This is a genomic window from Streptomyces caniferus (genome assembly GCF_009811555.1).
GTDB classification, from domain to species: Bacteria; Actinomycetota; Actinomycetes; order Streptomycetales; family Streptomycetaceae; genus Streptomyces; species Streptomyces caniferus.
Map to the genome: position 1 here is coordinate 983,770 of NZ_BLIN01000002.1, position 25,017 is coordinate 1,008,786.

Genomic DNA, 25,017 nt, shown 5'->3' on the forward strand with positions numbered 1-25,017 from the left:
GTCGTAGAGCCAGCTCGTTCGGTGTGTCGGGGTGTTGATCTCTCCCGATGCCCCAAAGACTGCCAACCCAGTTTCATCGCGTTGTCCGCCGACTGTCACAGGCCTGTCACAGGGGCCGGTGCGGCGCGTCGCGGCGGCCTCGCGGGTGCGGGGCTTGTGTACGAGAGCGCCACTGGTCGATCTCCCGGCGTCCCATGGGCCAGAATGGCCGACGTGCCTTTCCTGTTGCTGATCGAGGACGACGACGCCATCCGCACGGCCCTCGAACTCTCGCTGTCGCGCCAGGGTCACCGTGTGGTGACCGCGGCGACGGGCGAGGACGGCCTGAAGCTGCTGCGCGAGCAGCGCCCGGACCTGATCGTGCTGGATGTGATGCTGCCGGGCATCGACGGCTTCGAGGTGTGCCGGCGGATCAGGCGTACGGACCAGCTGCCCATCATCCTGCTCACGGCGCGCAACGACGACATCGACGTCGTGGTGGGCCTGGAGTCGGGCGCCGACGACTACGTCGTCAAACCGGTCCAGGGAAGGGTGCTGGACGCCCGGATCCGGGCCGTGCTGCGCCGCGGCGAGCGCGAGTCCAGCGACTCGGCGACGTTCGGCTCGCTGGTGATCGACCGGTCGGCGATGACGGTCACCAAGAACGGCGAGGACCTGCAACTGACACCGACCGAGCTGCGGTTGCTGCTGGAGCTGAGCCGCCGGCCCGGCCAGGCGCTGTCCCGGCAGCAGTTGCTGCGGCTGGTGTGGGAGCACGACTACCTCGGCGACTCGCGCCTGGTGGACGCCTGTGTCCAGCGGCTGCGCGCGAAGGTGGAGGACGTGCCCTCCTCACCGACCCTGATCCGTACGGTCCGGGGCGTCGGCTACCGGCTGGACTCGCCGCAGTGAGGGAGCGTTCCACGGACGGCGCGACGACGGACGACGGTGCGGACGACGAGGCCGGGGCCGGCGCGCCCGTGGCCGGGCGGCGGGTGCTGCGGTTGCTGGGGCGTCCGTCGGGGCTGCTGCGCTGGACGAGTCTGCGGCTCCGGCTGGTCGTGGTCTTCGCGCTGGTGGCGCTGACCGCCGCGGTCTCCGCCTCGGGCATCGCGTACTGGCTCAACCGCAACACCGTTCTGGACCGCACGCAGAACGCCGTCCTCAAGGACTTCCGCAAGGCGCTGGAGGACAGTACGCGGTCGCTGCCGCTGCGTCCGCGGTGCGCCGAACTCCAGGATGCCGCCCGGCAGATGGCGGGCGGGCCGCAGAACTACGCGGTACTGCTGATAGGCGTGGACCGCGAGGGCAAGGACTGCGCCGCCACCACGGACAAGGACCTGCTGACGCTCAAGAACGTGCCCGTGCCGCTGCGCAACGCGGTCAACGAGGTGCGTCCGGTCGACGAGGCCAACCAGTACTCCCACCATCTCTACTGGCAGCGCAAACAGGTCGAGGACACCCCCTACCTCGTCGCCGGGGCGAAGGTGATCGGCGGCGGGCCCACCGGCTACATGATGAAGTCGCTCGCCACCGAGCGGCAGGACCTCAACTCGCTGGCCTGGTCGCTGGGTATCGCGACGGCGCTCGCCCTGGTCGGCTCGGCGCTGCTGGCGCAGGCCGCGGCGACGACGGTGCTGCGGCCCGTACAGCGGCTGGGGCATGCGGCGCGGCAGCTCGGCGAGGGCCGCCTGGACACCCGGCTGCGGGTGACCGGCACGGATGAACTCGCCGATCTCTCCCGGACGTTCAACCGGACGGCGGAGCGTCTGGAGCAGCGGGTCGAAGAACTGAGCGGGCGCGAGGCGGCGTCCCGGCGGTTCGTCGCAGACATGTCGCACGAGCTGCGGACGCCGCTGACCGCGATCACCGCCGTCTCGGAGGTGCTGGAGGAGGAGGCCGACTCCCTCGACCCGATGATCGCGCCGGCGGTGCAACTGGTGGTCAGCGAGACCCGGCGGCTGAACGACCTCGTGGAGAACCTGATGGAGGTCACCCGCTTCGACGCGGGCACGGCCCGTCTCGTGCTGGACGATGTCGACGTCGCGGACCAGGTGACCGCCTGTATCGACGCCCGGGCCTGGCTGGATGCGGTCGAGCTCGACGCGGACCGCGGCATCGTGGTCCGGCTGGACCCGCGGCGGCTCGATGTGATCCTGGCGAATCTGATCGGCAACGCCCTCAAGCACGGTGGCTCGCCGGTGCGGGTCTCGGTGCGCACGGAAGGCGCCGCGGGCGACGGCGAGGGCGGCAGGACGGGCAGCACGGCGGTCTCCGGTGGCGGCGCGGACGGGGCCGAGGCGGCCGGCGGACCGGCGGCCGGTGCGGGGGACGGCGGACCGGAGCGGGCCGGACGGACCGCGGACGAGGTGCGGTCCGGGAGCGGGCAACTGGTGATCCGCGTACGGGACCACGGCCCCGGCATCCCGGAGGAGGTCCTCCCGCACGTCTTCGACCGCTTCTACAAGGCGAGCGCCTCCCGGCCGCGGTCGGAGGGCAGCGGTCTGGGCCTGTCGATCGCCATGGAGAACGCACACATCCACGGCGGGGAGATCACCGCGGCCAACCTCCCCGAGGGCGGCGCGGTCTTCACCCTGCGGCTGCCGATGGACGCCTCCCCGCTGACGGACGGCGACCGGCAGGACGACGGCACGGCCGACGAGGGCACGGAGGGCGGGCGATGACGCCGAGCAGGCGGACAGGACGGCGCACCGCCGCCGTGGTGGTGCTCGCGCTCGCCGCCGCGGGCTGCGGAATCCGGGGCACGTCCGTCCCCGTCGACGCGGGCGGCGCGCCCTCCCGGGTCAGCTGCAAGGCTCCGACGTCGCGACCGAGTCCGTCCGGCGAGAACTCCACGACGAGTGTGTACCTGGTGTGCGGCTCGGCGCTGGCCCAGGTCGAGCGGCCGGTACCCCCGTCCAAGGCCACCGATCCACGGCTGCCGACCGCCCGTGCGCTGCTGCACGAGCTGCAGCACAAGCCGTCCGCCGACGAGGAGAAGGCCGGTTTCAGCAGCGCGCTTCCCCAGGACCTGAAGGTCTCGGGGCCCCGCACGGGCGACCCCGCGGATGCGCTGCGGCTGAGCATGCGGCCGGATGATCTGCCGTCGTTCGCCCTGGCGCAGCTGGTGTGCACCTACGGCGCCAGCACGGCGCTGGGCCGCACCCATGCGGCGGTGCTGGGCGGTCCGGGCGACGATACGGCGCACCGCTACGACTGCTCCGCGGATGTGCTGGCCAATCCGGACATCGCGGAGAACGCCGGGTGGGGTGACCCGTTGTCGGAAGAGGGGTGAATCGGGGGCCACGACGGGGCCTGTGGGACGGACCAAGACGGGCGCAACTGGGCGGAACCGCAGCCCCCACTCCCCGCGTCCTGGCCTGTGTGCAGCCTCATGGCCCCGGCACCACCGCCGCCCCCCGTATGCGCGTCACCGGACTTCTCCTCCTCGTGGCGCATCTGTCGACAGTCGGCTGGCTGACACTGCGTCCCCGTACGGTGCCGTGGGTGCCCGCCGCGAACCTCGAACCGCTGGCCACGATCCGCGCCGAGCTGGCGCACGGCCCGTCGTGGGAGGTCGTACAGCATCTGGGCGGCTCGATCCTGCTGCTGGCGCCCCTCGGGGTACTGCTGCCGCTCTCGGCGGGCCGCCTGAACGTTTCGCCCCTGGTGTCCCTGACCCGTACCGCCTTCGCCGGAGCGATGATCGCGCTGGCCATCGAGCTGCTGCAGTCCGGGGTCCCCGGCCGGGTCCCGGACGTCGACTCGGTGCTGCTCGGCACCCTCGGGGTGGCCGTGGTGCACCTGGCGGTCGTCCCCCGGGCCCGCCGCCGGCTCCGTCGCAGGTACGGGGATCTCGGGGCTGCGACCCCGACAATCCCCAGGGGTGGACTGGCCCTGCAGGCTGATGCTCTCTCCGGCAGCCGGACCTACCTTTGAGACATCGGGGCAGCCGCCCCGCAGAGTCGAAAAGGAGTCGTTCTCATGGCCGCCGCACTGGTCCGCCCCCGCAACAACCGAATGATCGCCGGAGTGTGCGCGGGCCTGGCCCGTCGCTTCGGTACGACCCCGGCGACGATGCGCGTGCTCTTCGTGGTGTCGTGTCTGCTCCCCGGCCCGCAGTTCCTCGTCTACCTGGCGCTGTGGATATTCCTCCCCTCGGAGGAGAAGGCCACCGGCGCCGCCGCCTGGTGACCCTCCCGGCCGGCCGCCCGGCGCGCGCCGCCGATCCGGCGCTCCGCCGTCCCGCGGTCCGCTCCCCCGGCCGCACATGACGGTGCCCCGGCCGTACGCGAGGCGTACGGCCGGGGCACGGCGCGGCGCCCGTCCCCCGCGGGACGGGCCGCGTCCGGTGTCAGCCGCCGAGGAGGCTGCCGGGCTGCAGGCCGCCGAGCAGCTTGTTGCCCTGGGACTTGACCTTGGTCTTGACGTCCTGGCCGGCCGGCTTGGCCTTGGTGAGGCCGGAGACGGTCTTGGCGGCGTCCTTCACCGGCAGGCTCTTCAGCACCCCGGTGGTGTCGGAGCTGCCGACGACCGGCGCCGCGCTGGCGACGCCCGCGGCGGTGACGACGAAAGCGGCACCGAGCGCGACGGTACCGAGAGTCTTGATGGTTCCCTGCTTCATCGAATTACGTCCTCGTGATGGGGGCTTGACCGGCCAATCAACCTAGTGATGCGGCAACCGGCGCCGCAAACAGCCACGAGGAAAGAAAAAACGGCCGGTGGACATTCCACCGGCCGTTGCGCTATAAGCTCGCGCCGTCTCCTTACACAGAGTCAGAAGACCTGTTGACAGGGGCAGTTGTACCCTGCGGACGGAACAGCCATTCGGCCCGCAGTTCCGCGTAACCGGGCTTGATGACGTCATTGATCATGGCCAGACGTTCATCGAAAGGAATGAACGCTGATTTCATCGCATTGACTGTAAACCACTGCATGTCATCGAGCGTGTATCGAAATGTCTTGACCAGGTGCTCGAATTCCCGGGACATGTTCGTGCCGCTCATCAGCCGGTTGTCGGTGTTGACCGTGAGCCGGAACTGCAGTCGGCGCAGCAGGCCGATGGGGTGCTCCGCGTAGGAGGGCGCGGCGCCGGTCTGCAGGTTGGAGGTCGGGCACATCTCCAGCGGGATGCGCTTGTCCCGTACGTACGAGGCGAGCCGGCCGAGCTTGACCGAGCCGTCGTCGGCGACCTCGATGTCGTCGATGATCCGGACGCCGTGGCCGAGGCGGTCGGCGCCGCACCACTGCAGGGCCTGCCAGATGGACGGCAGTCCGAAGGCCTCACCGGCGTGGATGGTGAAGTGGTTGTTCTCCCGCTTGAGGTACTCGAACGCGTCGAGGTGGCGGGTGGGCGGGTAGCCGGCCTCCGCGCCCGCGATGTCGAAGCCGACGACGCCGGTGTCGCGGTAGCGGTTGGCGAGTTCGGCGATCTCCAGGGCGCGGGCGGCGTGCCGCATCGCGGTCAGCAGGGCACCGACCCGGATGCGGTGACCGTTCTCCCGGGCCCGCCGCTCGCCCTCGCGGAACCCCTCGTTGACGGCCTCGACGACCTCTTCGAGGGTCAGCCCCTGCTCGAGGTGCTGCTCGGGCGCGTACCGGACCTCGGCATAGACGACACCGTCCGCGGCGAGGTCCTCGGCGCACTCGGCGGCCACCCGGGCCAGTGCGTCGCGGGTCTGCATGACGGCGCAGGTGTGCGCGAAGGTCTCCAGGTACCGCTCGAGCGAGCCGGAGTCGGCGGCCTCACGGAACCAGATCCCAAGCTTTTCCGGGTCGGTTTCGGGCAGTCCCTCGTAGCCGTTCTCGCGGGCCAGCTCGACGACGGTGGCGGGGCGCAGGCCGCCGTCGAGGTGATCGTGGAGCAGCACCTTGGGGGCGCGGAGGATCTGTTCACTGGTCGGCAGTGTGGTGGTCTCGCTCGTCATCTCGGCACTCTAGCCCCTACGCGCGTAGATCTCATCGAACGATACGTAACAGTGACCCGTCCACGGGGTGGCGGGCACGCCTCCTTCTGCCATCGTTCTGGTCATGGCTCAGCAAGCACTGCCGGTGCGCGAGGCCCGGCTGGGAAAACCGCTGGGAACGGCCGGCAAGGAGGGAGCGCGCGAGGCGCTCCGGTGGCGGGGTGGCGGCGCGCGGAGCACCGGCCGGGAGGTGAGCGGGGTCGCGCTTTTACTGCCCGGGGGCGTGCCGACCGGGGTGCGGCGGCCGTCGCCGGTGGCGGCACTGGCGGTGCGGCCACTGGCGGTCCGGCTGGCGAAGGCGGGACGCCCTGAGGGCCTGACGGCCCATGTCGTCCGCTACCGCTGCAGCGGCTGGAACGGCCCCGACGCCCATCCGGCACGGGACGCGGCCTGGGCCCTCGACGAGGTGGTCCGCCGCTACGGCGATGTCCCGGTCTGCCTCGTCGGCACGGGCATGGGCGCCCGCGCCGCCCTGCACGCCGCGGGCCACCCCGCCGTCAACTCCGTACTGGCGCTGGCCCCTTGGCTGCCCGGCCCCGGCGAGGACGACGAGCGGCCCGACCCGGTGAAACAGCTCATCGGCCGACAGGTCCTGCTGGTCCACGGCACGAACGACGAACGCACCGATCCCGATCTGTCCTACCGCTACGCCGAACGCGCCAAGAAGGTCAACCGCGACACCTGCCGCTTCGAGGTCCACTCCGACGGCCACTCCCTGCACCAGCACCGCACCGAAGTCCTCTCCCTGGCCGCCGACTTCATGCTCGGCTCCCTCTTCACCCGCGACTACTCCAGACCCGTCAAGGACGCCCTGGCCGCCCCACCACCCCTGGGCCTGCGCATGCCCCTCGCCGCGGGCTTCGGGGCGTCGCTGCGGCACTGAGGGGTTGCCGGGCGCCGGGGTCCTGCCGCCGGTGTTCGCCCCCCTCACCTCGGCAGCAGCTTCCCCCGGCGGCTGAGGAGGAACTTCTTGAAGGCGGCTACCGGTGGGGTGTCCGGATGGCCGTCCAGCCAGGCGACGCCGATCTCGCGGACGGCGCGGGGGGCCGTCACCGTCAGTTCGGCGACTCCGGGGCGGGGCACGGCGGGCGGGGGCAGCAGGGCCACGCCGAGGCCGGCCGCGACCAGGCCGCGCAGGGTCTCGGCCTCCTCGCCCTCGAAGGCGACCCGTGGGGTGAAGCCCGCCTCGGCGCACAGCGCGTCGGTGATCCGGCGCAGCCCGTAGCCGGGTTCGAGGGTGACGAAGAGCTCGCCGGCGGCCTCCGCGAGCCGGACCCGCTTGCGGGCGGCCAGCGCATGGTCGTCCGGGACGACGAGGCGCAGCTTCTGTTCGTCGAGCCGGCGGGCGACCAGGTCCGGGTAGTCCGGGACCGGCGAGGTCAGGCACAGGTCGAGGTCGCCGGCGCGGAGGCGTTCGATCATGGCCTCGCCGTAGTTCTGGACGAGCTGGAAGCGGACGCGCGGGTGGTCGGCGCGGAAGCTGCGGATGAGGCCGGGCACGGTCTCCGAGCCCATGGTGTGCAGAAAGCCGAACGCCACCTTCCCGGCGGCGGGGTCGACATCGGCCCGTACGGACTCCGTTGCCCGCTCCAGATCCGTCAGCGCCCGCTCGGTGGAGGCGAGAAAGGCGCGGCCGGCCGGGGTGAGGGCCAAGGTGCGGCCGTGCCGGGCGAAGAGGGCGACGCCGAGGTCGTCCTCCAGGCGGACGAGGGCGCGGCTGAGCGTCGGCTGCGGCATGCCGAGCTCCTGCGCGGCGCGGGTGACGTGTTCGTGCCGGGCGACGGCGGTGAACTGGGCGAGCCGCGGGGCGAGGACCGCCGCCCAGGAGTCGCCTCCGAGCTCGGCCGGCTCCCTCGCCTCCGCACCGGCCCGCGGCGCTGCGGCACTCTCTTTTCTGTCGCGACCTTGCAACAGCGGCCCTTGCGACCTGGGATCATGTGTCACAGCATCGATTATGGCGTTTCTATGCATTGGACGCATGAAACGCGGCGTCCTACCTTCGAAGCATGCCTCCCGCTGATACCGGGGCGTCCGTCATCGACCGTGCGGCCGCCTCTCCCCAGTCGTCCACTGACTCTTCTCCTTCCGCCGCTCCCGACCCCGAGTCGGGCAAGCTGCGGCCGGGCGGCCCCGGCTACCGCCGGATGAGCTTCGCCCTCTTCGCCGCCGGGATCGCGACCTTCGCACTCCTCTACTCCACGCAGGCGCTGCTGCCCGCGATCTCCACCGACCTCGGGGTCAGCCCGGACCAGGCGAGCTGGACGGTGTCCGCGGCCACCTTCGGCCTGGCCCTCGGTGTGATCCCGCTGAGCGCGGTGTCCGAGCGCTTCGGCCGGCGCACGCTGATGACGGTGTCCCTCTCCGTCGCCGCGTTGATCGCCATGGCGGTGCCGTTCGCCCCGTCGCTCGGTGCGCTGATCGCGCTGCGCGGCATCCAGGGCGTCGCGCTGGCCGGGCTGCCGGCGTCGGCGATGGCCTTCCTGGCCGAGGAGGTGCGCGCCAAGGCGCTGGTGGCGGCCATCGGACTGTTCGTGGCGGGCAACAGCATCGGCGGCATGTCGGGCCGGATCGTGACCGGCTGGGTCGCCCAGGCGTGGGGCTGGCGGGCCGCGCTGGCCGCGGTGGGTGTCCTGGCCGTGGTGTGCGCGGTGACGTTCCGGCTGCTGGTTCCCAAGGCCCGGCACTTCGCGCCGCGTTCGGTGGGCCCGCGGGCGCTGGCCCGCACGCTCGGCGGCCACCTCGCCGACCCGCTGCTGCGCCGCCTGTACGCCATCGGCGGGCTGTTCATGACGGTCTTCGGCGCGGTCTACACGGTCATCGGCTACCGCCTGGTGTCCGAGCCGTTCAACCTCCCGCAGGGCATCGTCGGTTCGATCTTCGTGGTCTACCTGGTCGGTACGGTCTCCTCGGCCGCGGCCGGGAAGCTGGTCGCCCGCACGGGCCGCCGCGGCGCGCTCTACCTGGCCGTCGGCACCACTTCCACGGGCCTGCTGCTCTCCCTCTCCGACTCCGTCTACTCGGTGCTGGCAGGCCTCGTCCTGATCACCGCGGGCTTCTTCGCGGGCCACGCGGTCGCCTCGTCCTCGGTCAGCCGCACCGCCAAGACGGCCCGCGCCCAGGCGTCGGCGCTGTACCAGTGCGCGTACTACGTCGGCAGCAGCCTGGGCGGTGCGCTCGGCGCCGCCGCCTTCCACGCCGTCGGCTGGGAGGGCACCGTCCTCCTGGGCCTCGCCGCGATGGTGGGCGCCGCCTCGATCACCCTCTACGCCACCCGCAAGGCCGTGGCCGAACGCCGCCTGCTCCACCTGGAGAAGGCCGCGTAACTCCCCTCGGTCCGAAGGGCCCGTCCCGCCACCTGTCCTGGTGGGGCGGGCCCTTCGCCGTCGACCGGCTTGGCAGAGCGGGGTGCCGGGGTGCCGGGGTCCTGTCGAACGGCTCGGGTCGGCTCGCCGAGGCGGACGGAGCGCGGGTCGCGGTGGTGCGTGGGGGCGGCGGAGCGGCACTGTCACTGTGTGCGGCAGCGCTCGGCCCTCCAGATCCTGAAGGGCTACTCCCTGACAGGGTCGGCGCCGGGGCGCTTGACGATCCGGTCGCCGACCGCGACCGACTTCCAGAGCCGGCGGCTGATCCGGACCTTCACCGCTTCGCCCTCGGCAAGGCGGACCTCGACGGAGTGGTACATGTTCGAGCCGTCGAGCATGCCCCGCGACTTGTTGAGGACGACGCCTTCCCAGGCGTCGTCTTGTCCGGCTTTGCGAGATGTGAACATGCTACGGAGCCTACGAGGGCCGGTGGCCGGCCTGCAGAGCCGTGCGTCACCTCCTGGCGATGACATATGTCCTGCCGGGGCGTTGACCGCCACTCGACCGCAGACCGGCGGCTCGTGCGGGTGCGCGGGGCGTCGCCCGGCGAGCCTGGTCGGCGGCTGCGGCGGACGCGTGGGCACGGCACGCCGGGATACGTGTATGATCATGATGCAACTTCGGTGCACAGCACGGAAGTCACGCGTCTGTGGTCCAAGGAAAGACGTCCGCCAGCCGGCGGGAAATGCAGGTGCAAGGCCTGCCGGGCGCTCCACACAAGGGTCCCCGCCTCATTCGAGGCGGGGACCCTTCGTCGTTCGGGCCCGCACCCCGCCGGACGGCAGACGTACGAGGCCCTCGATGACGGGCAGGCGTCGCGGCCGGTCCGGGCGTCGCGGCCGGTCCGGGCGTCGCGGCCGGTCCGGGCGCCCCTGACACGGTCCTCCTGCCGGAAGCGCTCGGCGGTGGGTGCGATCGCTGCGGGCTCCTCGGCCTCGACGAGCACAACCGGCTTCGGCACGCCGAACGGGACCGGTGCCGCTGCACCGATCCCGTTCACCATGCGAGCCGCGCCCGCAGCGGCCGCCGGCCGCCGGCCCGGGTCAGGCGATGCGTTCCAGCACCACCGGGGTGGCGGCGAAGGCCGCGTCCCGGGGGCCGACGAGGACGCCGCCGTCGAGGGCCTCCAGGGCGTAGGGGAGCTTTTCGGGGGTGTCGGTGTGCAGGGTCAGCAGGGGCTGGCCGGCGGTGACCGTGTCGCCGGGCTTGGCGTGCATCTCGATGCCGGCGCCGGCCTGGACCGGGTCCTCCTTGCGGGCGCGGCCGGCGCCCAGGCGCCAGGCGGCGAGGCCGACGGCGTAGGCGTCGAGGGTGGTGAGGGTGCCGGAGGAGGAGGCGGTGACGACATGCTGTTCGCGGGCGACCGGGAGGGCCGCGTCGGGGTCGCCGCCCTGGGCGCTGATCATGCGGCGCCAGTGGTCCATGGCGGAGCCGTCGGCGAGCGCCTTGGCCGGGTCGGCATCCTTGAGGCCGGCCGCGTCGAGCATCTCGCGGGCCAGGGCGAGGGTGAGGTCGACGACGTCCTGGGGGCCGCCGCCGGCCAGGACCTCCACGGATTCGCGGACTTCGAGGGCGTTGCCCGCGGTCAGACCGAGCGGGGTGGCCATGTCGGTGAGCAGGGCGACGGTCTTCACGCCGTGGTCGGTGCCCAGCTCGACCATGGTGGAGGCCAGTTCGCGGGCGTTGGCGAGGTCCTTCATGAAGGCGCCGGAGCCGACCTTGACGTCCAGGACGAGGGAGCCGGTGCCCTCGGCGATCTTCTTGGACATGATGGAGGAGGCGATCAGCGGGATGGACTCGACGGTGCCGGTGACGTCGCGGAGCGCGTAGAGCTTCTTGTCGGCGGGGGCCAGGCCGTCGCCGGCGGCGCAGATGACCGAGCCGACGTCGCGCAGGACGTCCAGCATCTCGGTGTTGGAGAGCGTCGCGCGCCAGCCGGGGATGGACTCCAGCTTGTCGAGGGTGCCGCCGGTGTGGCCGAGGCCGCGGCCGGAGAGCTGCGGGACGGCCGCGCCGCAGGCGGCGACGAGCGGGGCGAGCGGGAGGGTGATCTTGTCGCCGACGCCGCCGGTGGAGTGCTTGTCGGCGGTGGGGCGGGGCAGCGAGGAGAAGTCCATGCGCTCGCCGGAGGCGATCATCGCGGCCGTCCAGCGGGCGATCTCCGTGCGGTTCATACCGTTGAGGAAGATGGCCATCGCGAGGGACGACATCTGCTCGTGGGCGACCTCGCCGCGGGTGTAGGCGCCGATCACCCAGGCGATCTGATCGGCGGTCAGCTCGCCGCGGTCGCGCTTGGTACGGATGACGGAGATGACGTCCATGGAGGTTCCTTTCGAACGGGTAGGTCCGTTCTACACGCATAGACGGCGGGGTGGCCAGGGGCGGCGGGCGGCCGCCCTGGGGGTGGCGCCAGGGGCGGTGCCTGGGGTGCGGCCCGCCCCGTCTGGTCGCCGGCGGCGGTGGCGGTGGCGGTGGCGGTGGCGGTGGCGGTGGCGGTGGCGGTGGCGGTGGCGGTGGCGGTGGCGGTGGCGGTGGCGGCTACAGCGTCCAGCGGTGTATCTGCCCGTTCGGTGCCGTGTAGGTCACGGTCTGCTCGGCGGTGGTGGCTTCGATGGTGAACCACTCGCGTCGCGGTCGGTTGAGCCGCCGCCAAAGCTGGTGGGCTGCCTCCATCGGTGCCCACAGGTCGCGCGGGCCGGTGGAGGTCACCAGGGACATCCCCTCGGGCATGTCCTCGACGCGCGTGGCCGAGCCATCCGCCGGGTCGTACAGCGTCGTCACGTGCAGGCCGTCGTCGCTCCGGCCGTATGTGCGGATGAGGCCCTGGGGCATGTGCAGCTGGGCGAAGAAAGAGAACGTCCAGTCATCCAGCGCCTGCCCGGAAAGCTCGGCGTCACGACATGGGCGGTCGCGGATCTCTGGTGCCTGCGCCTCATCCTCGGAACCGCTCTTGAAGGGCATGAAGGCGGCGGGTGTGTGCAGAATGCGGCCGACCGCCGTCCCGTCCGGCAACTTCGTGAGTCGGGCGATCATTCCGCCGGCGAGCGTGCCCTTGACAGGGATGACCAGGATGCCGCCGACGCGGCAATGATCCAGCCACGAGGGTGGGATGCGTCGTACAGAGGCCGTGGCGATGATGCGGTCGTACCTCGCATCGGGCGGAACATCCCGTGCACCGTCGCCGTGGAGCACGAGCGGGTCGAAGCCGAGGCCGTTGAGCCGTTCGCGGGCCAAGGCCGTGAGGACGTCGGAGCGGTCCACGGTGGTGACGTGCTTGTCACCAGCGAGGTGGCAGAGCATCGCAGCGTTGTAACCGCTGCCGGCACCCGCCTCGTACACCTCGTCCCCTTCGTTCACGTCGAGGGCATCGAGCATGTCCGCCATGAGGCTCGGCGCGGTCGAGGATGACGTCGGTACACCGGTCACTCCGCCGGGGTCGGCTTCCTCGGCGTGTACGCCGTCCACTTCGGTGATGAGGGAGTCGTCCGTGTACACGGCGTCGAGCCAGCCCTCCCCGTCGCCGTCGGTGATCCGCCAGGGGATGAACCGTTCGCCCTCGCGGCGGTAGAAGACGGGGACGAACGGATGCCGGGGGACGTTGAGAAACGCCCCCGCCAGCTGGGCCGACAGCACCACGCTTCCACGGTCGATCTGCTGGGTGAGCGAGACACGTGCCCGGATCAAGCACTGTTCATCGTCGAGGATGTTCGTCACTGGCCGGTCCCTTCCAAGTAGTCACAGATCGCACCCGTGATCGGTAGTCCGGTCGCCTGCTCGATGAACCCGTACTGTCCGCTCGGGTTCACCTCCAGGAATCGCCATTGCCCCTCCGGCGTCACCACGAAGTCGAACGCGCCGTACGGCAGGCCGAGCCGGTCCAGCATTTGCAGCACTCCGGCGGCCACCTCGGGCGGCGGGTCACAGATCTTGTAGGTATGGCTGTCGTAATCGCTGCGCCAGTCGATGTGGCCGGCGTCCGAATCGGCATGGATCTCGGCCGCGAAGATCTGGCCGTTCACGACGGTCAACCGCGCCTCGTACGCCTTGGGTACCCACTCTTGGAACATGTGGGCGGTGGTGGAGATGTCCGCGTGAGGCAGGTCCTCGGGGGCGACGATGGTCGCGTACACGGCAGCAGTCTGCCCGCGTACCGTGCCACGCACATGGAAGAAAGGCTTGTACACGAGGGGGCCGCCGAGGGAGTCGGCGAAGTCCTGTGCCGCAACCGGGTCGTTGGTGATGAGGGTGCGGGGAACGCTCAGTCCCACGTCGGCCGCGATGCGCAGTTGCAGCGGCTTGTACTCGGCATCCGCCTCCCTTCCCGGTGGGGGCAGCCATCGGCACGGCAATGCCGTCAGCAGTCCACCGAAGCCCCACCGGGCCTCCGTCTCGGCGACCTTGCGGGCTTCGACGGTCATCTGCTCGGGAAACTTCGGACGGGTCGGGCGACGGTAGTAGACGGAGCGGACCGACCCGAGGTCGAGGGTGCGGCGGTCGTTTTTCAGCGTGCCGTGCCAGCGGTTCCCGTTGAGGCACGCGGCAAGCGCGAGCCTCAACGGGAACTCAGCCGTATCGGCCCGGAAGACGGGCACGGCGCGCCGGTTCAGCTCCTCAACCACCAGATCGCAGGTCGGGTCGAAGCGACCCGCCAGGATGAGAACGTGCCCGGCACCCGTCATCAGTCGTCGCTCGGTCCGGGGTCGTCCGGCGCGTCCATCTGACCCGTGGGCGCCGTCGGCCCGTAGGTCTTCGGTGGATTCTTGGTCATGTAGACGCCCGGCGGCATGTCCTCGTAGACGCCGGTCTGTGACTCCTCGTCGTACGCGACATCGCTCGGCAGGATGCCGCCCGTGGCCGCGACGGGGGTGAGGAAACGGAACGCGAACGGAGCCGGTCCCTCATGGTCCGACAGCTCCGGCAGGGACGCGGACCCGTCGGTGCTCAACGGGAGCCGCAGTTCCGGGGCGTCGAGCAACCGCCCGGCAGGACGACGTTCCTCAACTGGGGTGGGCATTGCTTCCCCTTTCTCGCTTCTCGGTCTTTCTCGAAGGACGGATGTCTGTGGATGGGAAGGGCGCGTACATCAAGCGACGGCTGATCTCGCTCGCTCCCGTACCGTCCCCGGTCCCCTCCGGCCGCCGGCGCAGCCGCGACGGCATGCCCGTGCACCGTGCCCGGTCGTCATCCGAACGCGTCCGCCGGGAGCCGCAGCCCTCTGCCATCACCGTTGATGCCGCGGTCAACGGGAGCTTCATCGGCATCGGGGGCGTCATCGTCCGGCACGGGCAAGCGCGCGCCTCTGCTCTCCGCGACCCGATGCACGTTGGTGAGGGTGCTGGTCAATTCCACGGCCAGCAGGTGGATTTCCCCTGGTGTCCAGGTACGGGTGTCAAGGACACGGCACGCTTCCTCGAGGAGTTCCGCGGCGAAGTCGAGCTGCGCCGCCTCCATCTCGTCGGCGAGCTGGGACACGTACCCGACGCCGTCGCCTGCGAGGAAGCACGGTTTCCCGTCCGGGCTCAACCAGGGCAGGAGCCGCGGGGCGTCCATGGGGGCCATCAGCCCGCCACCTCCACGCGGCGAATCCGGCGCGGCCTGGAGTCGGCTCCGTACGTCGCGAAATGCGACCCGTGCCGCCGCCCGTACTCCAACCGTCGTTTCCGCCGCTCCTCCGGGGTGAGGGCGTAGGGACGGATCAGGGTCGTGGCCTCGCCGCGCAGCAACCCGTCGCTCCCGCCTGACACACGGGCAAGGACGAGTGTCGGCGCCTCCTCACACCTCGGGGCGGGAACAGAGCCGGAGGACCGGTGACACCCTCGTGCGGGCAATAACAGCCGCAGCAGCAATTCGAAGATCTTGGCGATAGTCTTCGCCATGTCGTCAACCTCCCAGGGGTTGATGGCCATGCCCCCGGACCGTTCGCGCGGTCGCGGGGGTCATTGGTAGGCGTTTGCTCAATGGACTTCTGATCGTTTGCCGTGACGACGTGGTGCCCCACCAGTGCACCGCCTCGGGGACATCCATGAGTGCCCGACGACCGGACGTTCAGCCGGACACTTTCGCGTGCAGGCGGACGCTTTCGCCATCGGGGTACGGGCCGAGTCGCTACGGTGAGCAGAGACTCCGGGCACACAAGGGGACCTGCATGGCGGTAGCGACGTGAGCAAGCTCGGTTGGCTGCGCAAGCAAGCCGGGTACACGCAAGAGACCTTCACTGCCACGTTCGCCCGCGAGGCCGCACGTCTGGGGATCGATGCTTCGGTGAGCGTCCGCCAGCTTCGGCGTTGGGAAGGAGAGTCGCCACCACCGTTACCGCATCCGAGCCAACAGGCTGTACTGGAAGCGATGTTCGGTCTCCCACTCGCCGAGATGGGGTTCGACGTACCCGGACACAGACGCGCAACTGTCCAGCTAATCGGTGACGATGGAGACGTGAAACGTCGAGCATTCGTCGCCGGCACGGGAGCGGTCGCGGCAGCGGCCATTCTCCCTGGCCAGCACGGCCCGCGTATCGGTACGAGTGACGTAGCGGTGCTCCGCGCCCGCCTGGCCGAGCTGTACGCAGTTGACCACTGCTCCGGCGGGATCCCTGCCAAGGCTCGCGCGAAGCAACTCGAACGGCACCTCACACAGACCCTGAAAGACTCGGTCCATACAGCCAAGATCGGTCGTGACCTGCAGGCGATGCTGTCTGAGCTGCACAGCAACCAAGCCTGGTACGGCTACGACGGCGGCCCGGTCAATGAGGCACGCGCGGCTTCCATGGAGGCTTTGACGGCTGCCCAGCTCATCGGCGACGAACTGTTGCAAATTTCGGCGCTGGAGACGCTCGTACTGATCGACGTCAAGGCGGACCGGGCGTGGGAAGCCGCATCGGCAGTCGAGACCGCGTATGGCCTGGCCGGCAGGGTCGGGGCCGGGCCTGCCGTTCATCTCGTGATTGCACTTCGCGAAGCGAATGTCAGCACGCATGTCGGGGATACGGCTGGCGCCCGCCACGCGCTCAGCCGTGCGCTCTCTTACCAGAGTCGCAATGAAGGGAGCGACGACGTGCCCGATTGGGCGCGCTTCGCCGGCCCCGTGGAAATCGACTACGCCACGGCGGAGATGTACGCGAGGGCAGGGAAGCCCCAGCGTGCAGTGCCATTTTTGCGCGCTGCTGTCGAGGGCCTCGGAGGCGGTTATGCCCGCAATACGGCGTGGTACAGATCCAAGCTGGCCAGCGCCCTTCTCGACGCGGGAGAGGTAGAGGAGGCGTGCGCCGAGATGGCGGGCGTACTCGCATCGTGCGGAGAGATCGCCTCCAATCGCCTCACCGGACGCATCCAGGCTTTTCGGAAGACCGTCGACGCCATCGACACCACCACGGCCCGCGACGTCTCGGACCGAATCCAAGAAACCATGCGAGGAGGCCGCACATGACTGTGCCGGAGGCGATCACCGTTGCCCCCTTGGACGGCCCGGCGGCCGCGCGGTCCGAGCCCGCGTTCAGGCTCGTCTACGCCGAGGTCTTCGCCGAGGAACCGTACGAGGAATCCCCGGAATCGGTAGCGGCGACGTTCCGCCGTTTCCGCTCCCAGGTCCGCAAATCCACCTTCCGTGCTGCCCTTGCCCAGACCGCCGGTGGTGAACCAGTAGGCGTCGCGTACGGCTATCCGCTCAGCCCCACGACCGGTTGGTGGGACCGCCTGATCACCCCTGCCCCGGCCGATCTCAGGCGCGAGGACGGGCAACGCACATTCGGGCTGATGGAGTTCGCGGTACGGGCACCCTGGCGTCGGCTCGGGATCGGTCGGCGGCTGCACGAGGCGCTGCTCGTGGAAGGCAACGAAGAGCGCGTGATTCTCAATGCGCTACCGGACGCCAGGGCAGCGCAAACGGCTTACCGATCCTGGGGATACCGCAAGGTGGGTGAGGCTCACCCCTGGGAGGGCGCGGCGCTCCATGACGTGATGGTGCTCCAACTGCGTTGAGCAGTCAGTCCGGTGCCGTTGTCGTCTCCAGCCAGTGGAGATACGCCTCCGCCCCCGCGACAATCCGGACAGCGGACACCTCCGGATTCCGCCACGGGTGGTGCTCCAGCAGATGCTTCTCGACCTCGTCGTACCGGTCCGCACGGACCTTAATGAGAAGCTGCCATTCCTCGCCCGAGCCGAACTCGCCCTGGTGCCAGAACACGGACCCGACCGGCCCGACGATCTGCGCTCCGGCTGCGAGCCGTGCGGAGACGACCGACTGCGCCAGCTTCACAGCCGCTTCGCGGGTCTCCGTTGCGGTGGACACCTGAAGAAAGTCAGTCATGCGGCGACTGTAGCGGCGAAGTGGCACCAGGGTTGCCGTTACATGCGTTCACGGAACGGGTGGGTGGCGGGGGTGGGTGGCGGGGGTGGAGCCGCTTGCTTGACGCTCGCGGCTGCCCAGGTACCCGTACCCGCGGATGCCACCCGCCCCCGTCACCCCCTCAAATGCCCCGGCCCGAACGCATCCGGCAGCAGCTCGGCCAGCGGCCGGATGCCGGCCGCCGTGTCGACGAGGAGCTCGGGGCCGCCGTGCTCGTACAGGAGCTGGCGGCAGCGGCCGCACGGGACGAGCAGCTCGCCCGCGCCGTCGACGCAGGTGAAGGCGGTCAGGCGGGGGTCCGGGCCGGCGCTGTCGGGGCGGCCGGCGAACAGCTCGGAGACCAGGCCGCATTCGGCGCAGAGGGCGAGGCCGTACGAGGCGTTCTCGACGTTGCAGCCGGTGACCGTGCGGCCGTCGTCCACGAGGGCGGCGGCGCCGACGGGATAGCCGGAATAAGGGGCGTAGGCCCGGGACATCGCGTCCCGGGCCTGCGCGCGCAGTGCGGTCCAGTCGACCGGCACCGGTGGTGTCATGTGCCTTGTCCTCGGCGGTAGGGCCTGCCGTTCGCCTTCGGGGGCCGCAACCGCTGGGCGGAGAGGGCGAGGACGAGCAGGGTGGCGATGTACGGGCTCGCCTCGACCAGTTCGAGCGGAACGGTGTCGGCCAGGAAGTACCAGCCTATGAGGACGGCGGCGGCCACCGCCGACAGCGCGGCCTGGGTGCGCTTGGCGGCGCGCAGCTTCAGCAGCGCGATCACCGCGAGCAGGGCGGCCAGGCCCAGCAGCAGGGCATGGACGGTCGGGCCGCCGCTGCGCAGCTGCATGGCGTCCATGAAGCCGAACAGGCCCGCGCCCATCGCGACGCCGCCAGGACGCCAGTTGCCGAAGATCATCGTGGCGAGACCGATGTAGCCGCGGCCGCCGGTCTGGCCGTCCTGATAGAAGTGCACCCCGATGGAGAGGAAGGCACCGCCGAGGCCGGCCAGCGCGCCGGAGACCAGGACCGCCGCGTACTTGTACGAGTAGACGTTGACGCCCAGCGACTCGGCCGAGACCGGGGCCTCGCCGCAGGAGCGCAGCCGCAGACCGAACGAGGAGCGCCACAGCACGTAGAAGGTGCCGACGAACAGGCCGATGGTCAGCAGCGTGAGCCAGGAGACGTTGGTGACGGCCGCGCCGAGGATGCCGGCCAGGTCCGAGACGAGGAACCAGTGGTGGCCCTCGACGGAGTTGAGCCAGTCCGACAGGCCGGGGACGGTGAAGCTCGGCATGTCGGGCATCGGCGGGGACTGCTTGTCGTTGCCGCCGGCGGCCATCGCCGCGCTGCCCTCCTGGCCGAACCACAGGGTGGCCAGGTACTGGGTGGCGCCGAGCGCCAGGATGTTGACCGCGACACCGGAGACGATGTGGTCGACGCCGAAGGTGACGGTGGCGACGGCGTGGATGAGGCCGCCGAGCGCGCCGCCGACGATGCCGGCCAGCGCCGCCGCCCAGGGGCCGTGCTGCCAGCCGATCCAGCCGGCCGCGAACGAGCCGAGCATCATCATGCCTTCGAGGCCGATGTTGACCACGCCGGCCCGCTCGGACCACAGGCCGCCCAGGCCCGCCAGGCCGATCGGCACGGCGGCGCTGAGCGCGGCGCCGAACTGACCGGTGGAGGTGAGGTCCGCGGTGCCGGTGATGGCCCGCAGGGCGGAGAGCGCGACCAGCGCGCCGGCGATGATCAGCAGGATCCAGGGGTAGGTCAGCTTGCGCCGCCCGCTCTTCCCGGGGACCGCGAGCTTCGTCGCGGTCTTGAGGTCCGTACTCACGCCGACACCTCCGGCTTGTTGTCAGACTTGTCGGTGCGGGACAGCGCGGCCAGCTCCTCGCCGACCTTGCGCTGCTGCAGGCGCAGCCCGTAGCGGCGCACGATCTCGTAGGCGATGACGACGCAGAGCACGATGACGCCCTGGATGACGCCGACGATCTCCTGCGCGTAGCCCTCGAACTCCAGCCGGGAGCCGGTGCGGTCGAGGAACGCCCACAGCAGGGCGCCGAAGGCCATCCCGACCGGGTGGTTGCGGCCGAGCAGGGCGATGGCGATACCGGTGAAGCCGATGCCGGCCGGGAAGTCCGTGCCGTACTGGAAGGACTCGCCGAGCAGGGTGGGCATGCCGACCAGGCCGGCCGCGGCGCCCGACAGCAGCATGCTGCTGACGACCATGCGCTTGACGCTGACCCCGCTGGCCTCGGCGGCCGATTCGGAGGCGCCCACGGCGCGCAGGTCGAAGCCGAAGCGGGTGCGGTTGATGCCGAACCAGTACAGCGCGCCGGCCAGCACCGCGATCACCACGAAGCCGTAGACCGGCTTGGGGTGGGTCGGGAAGGAGAAGAAGTGGCTGGAGGCAGGGAGGAACTTGGTGTGCAGGAGGTTGCCGTCCTTGATGGCGAGGCGGCCGTCCTGCAGGAAGTAGCCGATGATCGAGGCGGCGATGGCGTTCAGCATGATCGTGGTGATCACTTCGCTGACGCCGCGGGTGGTCTTCAGCAGACCCGCGATGCCCGACCAGAGCGCACCCACCAGCATCGCGATGACGATGAGCAGGATGATCTGGATCGCGCCGGGGAGGGCGATGGCCCCGCCCACGGCCGCGGCCGCGAACGCCGCCAGGCGGTACTGGCCGTCGACACCGATGTTGAAGAGGTTCATGCGGAAGCCGATGGCGACCGCCAGCGCCGACAGGTAGTACGGCACCGCCTTGTTGATGATCCAGACCTGGCTGTCGCTGTAGTGGCCGTAGTCGGCCATGATCCCGTAGGCCCGGAAGGGGTTCTCGCCGGAGGCGAGGAACACCAGGGAGGAGATCACTATCGCGGCGACGATGGCCAGGACGGGCGCGGCGATCGCGAGGATCACCTTGTCCCGGGTGGCGCTCCTGGCGATGGCGTCCACGGTGGGGTTCTTGGCGGGCTGCTCGGTGGAGGTGCTCACTTCTGCTCACCGCCCTGCTCGCCGGCGCCGTGCGGCGCACCGTCTTCCGACGCGGCGTCTTCCGACGTGGTCAGGTGGCCGCTGGCGGCACCGGTCATGGCGGAGCCCAACTCCTCCGGGGTGATGACGGCGGGATCCGCGTCCGCGACCAGCCGGCCCCGGTACATCACCCGCAGGGTGTCGGACAGCCCGATCAGCTCGTCCAGGTCGGCAGAGATCAGCAGCACCGCCAGGCCCTCGCGCCGCGCCTCGCGGATCTGTTCCCAGATCTGCGCCTGCGCGCCGACGTCGACCCCGCGGGTGGGGTGGGCGGCGATCAGCAGCTTGGGCCGGTGGCTCATCTCGCGGCCGACGATCAGCTTCTGCTGGTTGCCGCCGGAGAGCGAGGACGCGGTGACCTCGATGCCGGGCGTGCGCACGTCGTACTCGGCGACGATGCGCTCGGTGTCCTTGCGGGCACCGGCCAGGTCGAGCAGCTTGCCCTTGCTGTTGGGCCGCTCGGTGACGTGGCCCAGGATGCGGTTCTCCCACAGCGGGGCTTCCAGCAGCAGGCCGTGGCGGTGGCGGTCCTCGGGGATGTAGCCGATGCCGCCCTTGCGCCGGGCGCGGGTGGAGGCGCCGGACAGGTCCGTGCCGTCCAGGGTGACGGTGCCGTGGTCGGGGCTGCGGGTGCCCATGACGGCCTCGACGAGCTCGGCCTGGCCGTTGCCCTCGACACCGGCGACGCCCAGCACCTCGCCCTTGTGGATGGTGAAGGAGATGCCGTCCAGGACGGTGCGGACGACCCCGTCGGAGTCGGTCGCGGAGAGGTGGAGATCGCGGACCCGCAGCATCTCCTCGTCGGTGACGGTCGATTCGCGGGTCTCCGGCGAGGGGAGTTCGCTGCCGACCATCAGCTCGGCGAGCTGCTTGGGGGTGGTCCCGGACGGCTCGACCGAGGCCACGGTCGTGCCGCGCCGGATGACGGTGATGTCGTCGGCGACCGAGAGCACCTCGCCCAGCTTGTGCGAGATGAAGATGACGGTCAGGCCCTCGGACTTGAGCTCGCGCAGGTTGTCGAAGAGCGCGTCGACCTCCTGCGGGACCAGGACCGCGGTCGGCTCGTCGAGGATGAGGGTGCGGGCGCCGCGGTAGAGGACCTTGAGGATCTCCACCCGCTGGCGGTCGGCGACACCGAGGTCCTCGACCAGCACGTCCGGGCGGATGTGCAGCCCGTAGGCGTCGGAGAGTTCCTTTATCTTCGCGCGGGCGCCGGCACCGATGCCGTGCAGCTTCTCCGCGCCGAGGACGGTGTTCTCCAGGACGGTGAGGTTGTCGGCCAGCATGAAGTGCTGGTGGACCATGCCGATGCCGCGGGCGATGGCGTCGCCGGGGGTGTGCAGGGTGACCTGCTCGCCGTCCAGCGCGATGGTGCCCTCGTCCGGCTTCTGCATGCCGTAGAGGATCTTCATCAGGGTGGACTTGCCGGCACCGTTCTCGCCACAGAGGGCGTGGACGGTGCCGCGGCGCACGGTGAGATGGATGTCGTGGTTGGCCACGACGCCGGGGAACCTTTTGGTGATTCCGCGGAGTTCTACAGCGGGGGCGTCCGGGACGGCCCGGCCACTGCTCGTGGATGCTGCGTTGATGGCGCACTCCCCTCGGGGATGACGGTGCGGAAAGGACGAAGAACGAGAAAGCGGGACCGGAAGGTCACAGGGGGACGTGAGAGCCGCCCCCGGGGCCGGTGCTGCGGCGGCCCGGGGAGCATCGCCCCCGGCTACGGCGTCTGACTACGGCGTCTCCTTGACCTTCACCTTGCCCTCGATGATCTTCTTCCGAGCCGCGTCGATCTGCGGCTGGATGTCCTTGATGAAGCCGCCCGAGGTGGCGAGCGAGACGCCCTTGTGCTTGAGGTCGTAGGCGTGGATGCCGGTCAGCGGCTTGTGGTCCTCGTAGCTCTTGATCAGGTCGAACACGGCCACATCGACGTTCTTCACGACCGACGTCAGGATGTGGTCCTTGTACTTCGCCAGACCGGGCTGCTGGTACTGGTCGGAGTCCACACCGATCGCCCAGACGCCCTTGTGCCTGCTGATCTCCTCGATCGAGCCGGCGCCCGACTGCCCGGCCGCCGTGTAGATCACGTCGATACCGCTGTCGGTCATGCCCGCGGCCTTGGCCTTGGCGGCCGCCGGGTCGTTGAAGCCCTTGTCGTTGTTCGGGTAGAGGTACTGCGAGACGACCTTGGCCTTGGGGTCGGTGTCGCGTACGCCCTGCTCGAAGCCGGCCTGGAACTTCTGGATCAGCGCGTTGTTCACGCCGCCGATGAAGCCCACCTTGTGGGTCCTGCTCTTCAGCGCCGCGGCGACACCGGCCAGGTAGGAGCCCTCGTGCTCGGCGAAGACCATGGCATCGACGTTCTTGCCCTGCGGCACGGCGTCCACGACACCGAAGCTGGTGTCGGGGAAGTCCTTGGCGACGTTCTGCACGGACTGGCTGTAGGCGAAGCCGACGCCGATGACCGGGTTGTATCCGGCCTCGGCGAAGGACGACAGCCGCTGCTCGCGGTCCGCCTCGGTCTCACCGTTCTTGGCGGTGAGCATCTTGACCTTGACACCCAGCTTCTTCTGGGCGTTCTCGGTACCGCGGGCGGCTGCCTCGTTGAACGAGTGATCGTCCCGGCCACCGATGTCGAAGGCCAGTCCGACGCCCGCGTGCTTGGCGCGATTGGCCTCGGCGAAGCTCTGTCCGCACGCGGTGGCGGTGAACGCGAGACAGGTGGTGGCGGTAGCCGCGGCGGCAATCCTGATGACCCGACGCACGGGGCCTTCCCTTCGCTCTAAGCGCCCCCTTTGGCGCTGGCTTGTGGGAGATTAACGCGCGTAGACCTGGCGCAAAACCCTCCACTGCGTGGACGTTATCGATTCGAGGCGTAGGGCACCTCGGCGGAACCCGGCGGGGCGAATTGCGAAGCCCGTCCCGGCTAGCCGCCGGAACGGGCTGATATGCGCACATTACGGTCCATCATCCGCAATGTGAGTTCGATCTTGAGCGCCGCGGCCCTCAGTCCGCGAGGGCGCCGTCGAGGAGGGCGGAGGCGGTGAAGAGCTCGACGCCCACCTTGATCGCCAGCTCGTCCACGTCGAAGTCGCCGCGGTGCAGGTCCCGTCGTGCCGGGTCGGCGGGCGGGTGGACGCCGAGGCGGGCCATCGCGCCGGGGACGTGTTCGAGGTACCAGGAGAAGTCCTCACCGCCGAGGGACTGCTCGGTGTCCTCGATGGCGCCCTCGCCGCGGCGGGCGGCCATCGCGGAGTGCATCAGCTGGACGGTGACCGGCTCGTTGACCACCGGCGGCACCCCGCGGACGTAGGTGACCTGCGGCTTCGCGCCGTGCAGCGCGGCCACCTCGTCGATCGCGGCATGCACCAGGTCGGGGGCCTTGCGCCAGGCGTCGAGATCGAGACAGCGGACCGTCCCGGAGAGTTCGGCGTGCTGCGGGATCACGTTGCAGGCGTGGCCGGACGCCAGCCGGCCCCAGGTGACGGCGAGGCCGGCGCGGGCGTCGACCCGGCGGGACAGCAGTGCGGGGACGTCGACGGCGACCCGGGAGGCGGCGGTGACCATGTCGGTGGTCAGGTGCGGGCGGGCGGTGTGGCCGCCGGGGCCGTCCAGCTCGACCTCCAGACGGTCGCAGGCCGAGGTGATCGCTCCCGTACGGATCCCGATCCGGCCGGCGTCGACGCGCGGATCGCAGTGGACGGCGAGGATCCGGCCGACGCCCTCCAGCGCGCCGGACTCGATCGCGTCGGGGGCGCCGCCCGGCAGCACCTCCTCGGCGGGCTGGAAGATCAGGCGGACCGGACGCGGCAGGGCGCCGGTGCGGGCGAGCTCGGCGAGGACCAGGCCGGCGCCGAGGACGACGGTGGTGTGGACGTCGTGGCCGCAGGCGTGCGCGCGGCCGGGGACCGTCGAGGCGTAGTCGACGGTCTTGGTGTCCGGGATGGGCAGGGCGTCGATGTCCGCGCGCAGGGCCAGCAGCGGGCGGGCGGGGTCCGCGGCGAGCGCCTGTCCGTCGGCCGTCGCGTCCGGTGTACCGATGTCGCAGACCAGCCCGGTGCCGATGGCGAGCACCCGGGGCCGCAGACCGGCCCGCTCCAGCCGTTCCTTGAGCGCGGCGGTGGTCCGGAACTCCTGGTTGCCGAGCTCGGGGTGCATGTGCAAGTCGCGGCGGAAGAGGCAGAGTTCGGCGCGCAGCGCCTCGGGGAGCACACCGGGGAGCTGGTCCCCGGCGGGAGTACGGGCGGTGCCGGCATCGCGGGACATCACGTGGTTCACCCGTGGAAGCCTAGGGCCCTGGATGGGGCAACTGTCCCTCGATCAACAAAAGTTCAGCCCGTTAGGGGAAGAAAATCTAG

At 70.5% G+C, this 25,017-nt stretch carries 26 protein-coding genes; 9 read left to right on the top strand and 17 right to left on the bottom strand.

Annotated features, from left to right (window positions below):
* The first annotated feature begins 213 nt into the window (after positions 1-213).
* The 5 genes from afsQ1 (at position 214) to Scani_RS06185 (ending at position 4,173) form a co-directional block, all read left to right on the top strand.
* Positions 214-891 (top strand): two-component system response regulator AfsQ1, encoded by a 678-nt coding sequence (gene afsQ1 / locus Scani_RS06165; RefSeq protein ID WP_026169550.1) that lies wholly within the window; start codon positions 214-216, stop codon positions 889-891.
* Positions 888-2,663, top strand: a complete 1,776-nt coding sequence (locus Scani_RS06170) for an ATP-binding protein (RefSeq protein ID WP_159470778.1) — start codon at positions 888-890, stop codon at positions 2,661-2,663. Before afsQ1 ends, Scani_RS06170 begins: the two co-directional genes overlap by 4 nt.
* The gene (locus tag Scani_RS06175; RefSeq protein WP_167538029.1) at positions 2,660-3,274 is read left to right on the top strand and encodes a hypothetical protein; all 615 of its coding nucleotides are present in this window, start codon (positions 2,660-2,662) and stop codon (positions 3,272-3,274) included. Before Scani_RS06170 ends, Scani_RS06175 begins: the two co-directional genes overlap by 4 nt.
* 89 nt (positions 3,275-3,363) lie before the next feature.
* Positions 3,364-3,918 (top strand): VanZ family protein, encoded by a 555-nt coding sequence (locus tag Scani_RS06180; protein ID WP_167538030.1) that lies wholly within the window; start codon positions 3,364-3,366, stop codon positions 3,916-3,918.
* Between the two features lie 45 nt (positions 3,919-3,963).
* Positions 3,964-4,173 (top strand): PspC domain-containing protein, encoded by a 210-nt coding sequence (locus Scani_RS06185; protein ID WP_159470780.1) that lies wholly within the window; start codon positions 3,964-3,966, stop codon positions 4,171-4,173.
* Between the two features lie 160 nt (positions 4,174-4,333).
* Here Scani_RS06185 and Scani_RS06190 read toward each other — a convergent pair whose 3' ends face one another.
* Positions 4,334-4,603, bottom strand: a complete 270-nt coding sequence (locus Scani_RS06190) for a hypothetical protein (RefSeq protein ID WP_159470781.1) — start codon at positions 4,601-4,603, stop codon at positions 4,334-4,336.
* A 142-nt stretch (positions 4,604-4,745) separates the two neighbouring features.
* Complete coding sequence (locus tag Scani_RS06195; protein ID WP_159470783.1) at positions 4,746-5,906, bottom strand: adenosine deaminase; 1,161 nt, start codon at positions 5,904-5,906, stop codon at positions 4,746-4,748.
* A gap of 103 nt (positions 5,907-6,009) precedes the next feature.
* On the opposite strand from Scani_RS06195, the gene Scani_RS06200 reads away from it, so the two are divergent.
* Positions 6,010-6,828: an alpha/beta hydrolase gene (locus Scani_RS06200; protein WP_159470785.1), complete on the top strand. Its 819-nt coding sequence runs from the start codon at positions 6,010-6,012 to the stop codon at positions 6,826-6,828.
* A gap of 44 nt (positions 6,829-6,872) precedes the next feature.
* Here the strand turns inward: Scani_RS06200 and Scani_RS06205 are convergent, their stop codons facing one another.
* Positions 6,873-7,916 carry a LysR family transcriptional regulator gene (locus tag Scani_RS06205; protein WP_371872313.1) on the bottom strand — a complete coding sequence of 348 codons (1,044 nt, stop codon included), beginning with the start codon at positions 7,914-7,916 and terminating at the stop codon, positions 6,873-6,875.
* A 35-nt stretch (positions 7,917-7,951) separates the two neighbouring features.
* Between Scani_RS06205 and Scani_RS06210 the strand changes: the two genes are divergently transcribed.
* On the top strand, positions 7,952-9,268 hold the full coding sequence (locus Scani_RS06210; protein ID WP_159470787.1) for an MFS transporter: 1,317 nt from the start codon (positions 7,952-7,954) through the stop codon (positions 9,266-9,268).
* 224 nt (positions 9,269-9,492) lie between these two features.
* Here the strand turns inward: Scani_RS06210 and Scani_RS06215 are convergent, their stop codons facing one another.
* The 7 genes from Scani_RS06215 to Scani_RS06250 all read right to left on the bottom strand — a co-directional run bounded on the left by Scani_RS06215 (position 9,493) and on the right by Scani_RS06250 (position 15,213).
* Positions 9,493-9,714: a DUF7489 domain-containing protein gene (locus tag Scani_RS06215; protein ID WP_159470789.1), complete on the bottom strand. Its 222-nt coding sequence runs from the start codon at positions 9,712-9,714 to the stop codon at positions 9,493-9,495.
* Positions 9,715-10,350: 636 nt separating this feature from the next.
* Positions 10,351-11,628: a thymidine phosphorylase gene (locus Scani_RS06220; RefSeq protein ID WP_159470792.1), complete on the bottom strand. Its 1,278-nt coding sequence runs from the start codon at positions 11,626-11,628 to the stop codon at positions 10,351-10,353.
* 217 nt (positions 11,629-11,845) lie between these two features.
* Positions 11,846-13,021: a methyltransferase domain-containing protein gene (locus Scani_RS06230; protein ID WP_246295504.1), complete on the bottom strand. Its 1,176-nt coding sequence runs from the start codon at positions 13,019-13,021 to the stop codon at positions 11,846-11,848.
* The gene (gene tgmB / locus Scani_RS06235) at positions 13,018-13,986 is read right to left on the bottom strand and encodes an ATP-grasp ribosomal peptide maturase (protein ID WP_159470794.1); all 969 of its coding nucleotides are present in this window, start codon (positions 13,984-13,986) and stop codon (positions 13,018-13,020) included. Before tgmB ends, Scani_RS06230 begins: the two co-directional genes overlap by 4 nt.
* A complete protein-coding gene (gene tgmA, locus Scani_RS06240; RefSeq protein WP_246295505.1) occupies positions 13,986-14,321 on the bottom strand; it encodes a putative ATP-grasp-modified RiPP in 336 nt (111 codons plus the stop codon). The genes tgmB and tgmA overlap by 1 nt, the downstream gene beginning before the upstream one ends.
* Before the next feature lie 167 nt (positions 14,322-14,488).
* A complete protein-coding gene (locus tag Scani_RS06245) occupies positions 14,489-14,866 on the bottom strand; it encodes a hypothetical protein (RefSeq protein WP_159470796.1) in 378 nt (125 codons plus the stop codon).
* On the bottom strand, positions 14,866-15,213 hold the full coding sequence (locus Scani_RS06250; protein ID WP_159470798.1) for a hypothetical protein: 348 nt from the start codon (positions 15,211-15,213) through the stop codon (positions 14,866-14,868). The genes Scani_RS06245 and Scani_RS06250 overlap by 1 nt, the downstream gene beginning before the upstream one ends.
* Before the next feature lie 253 nt (positions 15,214-15,466).
* On the opposite strand from Scani_RS06250, the gene Scani_RS06255 reads away from it, so the two are divergent.
* Both Scani_RS06255 and Scani_RS06260 read left to right on the top strand, forming a co-directional pair.
* The gene (locus Scani_RS06255) at positions 15,467-16,729 is read left to right on the top strand and encodes an NsdA family TPR-like regulatory protein (protein ID WP_159470800.1); all 1,263 of its coding nucleotides are present in this window, start codon (positions 15,467-15,469) and stop codon (positions 16,727-16,729) included.
* The gene (locus Scani_RS06260) at positions 16,726-17,280 is read left to right on the top strand and encodes a GNAT family N-acetyltransferase (protein ID WP_159470802.1); all 555 of its coding nucleotides are present in this window, start codon (positions 16,726-16,728) and stop codon (positions 17,278-17,280) included. The genes Scani_RS06255 and Scani_RS06260 overlap by 4 nt, the downstream gene beginning before the upstream one ends.
* Positions 17,281-17,284: 4 nt before the next feature.
* Here Scani_RS06260 and cutA read toward each other — a convergent pair whose 3' ends face one another.
* From cutA to Scani_RS06295, 7 genes are all read right to left on the bottom strand, one after another.
* Positions 17,285-17,608: a divalent-cation tolerance protein CutA gene (gene cutA, locus Scani_RS06265; RefSeq protein ID WP_159470804.1), complete on the bottom strand. Its 324-nt coding sequence runs from the start codon at positions 17,606-17,608 to the stop codon at positions 17,285-17,287.
* Between the two features lie 152 nt (positions 17,609-17,760).
* Positions 17,761-18,180: a cytidine deaminase gene (locus Scani_RS06270; protein WP_159470805.1), complete on the bottom strand. Its 420-nt coding sequence runs from the start codon at positions 18,178-18,180 to the stop codon at positions 17,761-17,763.
* Entirely contained in the window at positions 18,177-19,457 is a 1,281-nt protein-coding gene (locus Scani_RS06275) for an ABC transporter permease (RefSeq protein WP_159470806.1), read from the bottom strand. Before Scani_RS06275 ends, Scani_RS06270 begins: the two co-directional genes overlap by 4 nt.
* Positions 19,454-20,620, bottom strand: coding sequence for an ABC transporter permease (locus Scani_RS06280; RefSeq protein WP_246295507.1), 1,167 nt, complete (start codon positions 20,618-20,620; stop codon positions 19,454-19,456). The genes Scani_RS06275 and Scani_RS06280 overlap by 4 nt, the downstream gene beginning before the upstream one ends.
* Positions 20,617-22,158, bottom strand: coding sequence for an ABC transporter ATP-binding protein (locus Scani_RS06285; RefSeq protein WP_174872624.1), 1,542 nt, complete (start codon positions 22,156-22,158; stop codon positions 20,617-20,619). The genes Scani_RS06280 and Scani_RS06285 overlap by 4 nt, the downstream gene beginning before the upstream one ends.
* A gap of 234 nt (positions 22,159-22,392) precedes the next feature.
* Positions 22,393-23,424, bottom strand: a complete 1,032-nt coding sequence (locus tag Scani_RS06290) for a BMP family lipoprotein (RefSeq protein ID WP_159470807.1) — start codon at positions 23,422-23,424, stop codon at positions 22,393-22,395.
* Between the two features lie 241 nt (positions 23,425-23,665).
* Positions 23,666-24,925: an amidohydrolase gene (locus tag Scani_RS06295; RefSeq protein ID WP_159471794.1), complete on the bottom strand. Its 1,260-nt coding sequence runs from the start codon at positions 24,923-24,925 to the stop codon at positions 23,666-23,668.
* Positions 24,926-25,017 lie beyond the last annotated feature (92 nt).

Excerpts from the sequence above, each read along its gene's own strand:
- Scani_RS06175 (WP_167538029.1), top strand. The coding sequence starts at position 2,660 with ATGACGCCGAGCAGGCGGACAGGACGGCGCACCGCCGCCGTGGTGGTG.
- Scani_RS06185 (WP_159470780.1), top strand. The coding sequence starts at position 3,964 with ATGGCCGCCGCACTGGTCCGCCCCCGCAACAACCGAATGATCGCCGGA.
- Scani_RS06190 (WP_159470781.1), bottom strand. The coding sequence starts at position 4,603 with ATGAAGCAGGGAACCATCAAGACTCTCGGTACCGTCGCGCTCGGTGCC.
- Scani_RS06195 (WP_159470783.1), bottom strand. The coding sequence starts at position 5,906 with ATGACGAGCGAGACCACCACACTGCCGACCAGTGAACAGATCCTCCGC.
- Scani_RS06200 (WP_159470785.1), top strand. The coding sequence starts at position 6,010 with ATGGCTCAGCAAGCACTGCCGGTGCGCGAGGCCCGGCTGGGAAAACCG.
- Scani_RS06205 (WP_371872313.1), bottom strand. The coding sequence starts at position 7,916 with ATGCATAGAAACGCCATAATCGATGCTGTGACACATGATCCCAGGTCG.
- Scani_RS06210 (WP_159470787.1), top strand. The coding sequence starts at position 7,952 with ATGCCTCCCGCTGATACCGGGGCGTCCGTCATCGACCGTGCGGCCGCC.
- Scani_RS06215 (WP_159470789.1), bottom strand. The coding sequence starts at position 9,714 with ATGTTCACATCTCGCAAAGCCGGACAAGACGACGCCTGGGAAGGCGTC.
- Scani_RS06220 (WP_159470792.1), bottom strand. The coding sequence starts at position 11,628 with ATGGACGTCATCTCCGTCATCCGTACCAAGCGCGACCGCGGCGAGCTG.
- tgmB (WP_159470794.1), bottom strand. The coding sequence starts at position 13,986 with ATGACGGGTGCCGGGCACGTTCTCATCCTGGCGGGTCGCTTCGACCCG.
- tgmA (WP_246295505.1), bottom strand. The coding sequence starts at position 14,321 with ATGCCCACCCCAGTTGAGGAACGTCGTCCTGCCGGGCGGTTGCTCGAC.
- Scani_RS06245 (WP_159470796.1), bottom strand. The coding sequence starts at position 14,866 with ATGGCCCCCATGGACGCCCCGCGGCTCCTGCCCTGGTTGAGCCCGGAC.
- Scani_RS06250 (WP_159470798.1), bottom strand. The coding sequence starts at position 15,213 with ATGGCCATCAACCCCTGGGAGGTTGACGACATGGCGAAGACTATCGCC.
- Scani_RS06260 (WP_159470802.1), top strand. The coding sequence starts at position 16,726 with ATGACTGTGCCGGAGGCGATCACCGTTGCCCCCTTGGACGGCCCGGCG.
- cutA (WP_159470804.1), bottom strand. The coding sequence starts at position 17,608 with ATGACTGACTTTCTTCAGGTGTCCACCGCAACGGAGACCCGCGAAGCG.
- Scani_RS06270 (WP_159470805.1), bottom strand. The coding sequence starts at position 18,180 with ATGACACCACCGGTGCCGGTCGACTGGACCGCACTGCGCGCGCAGGCC.
- Scani_RS06295 (WP_159471794.1), bottom strand. The coding sequence starts at position 24,925 with ATGTCCCGCGATGCCGGCACCGCCCGTACTCCCGCCGGGGACCAGCTC.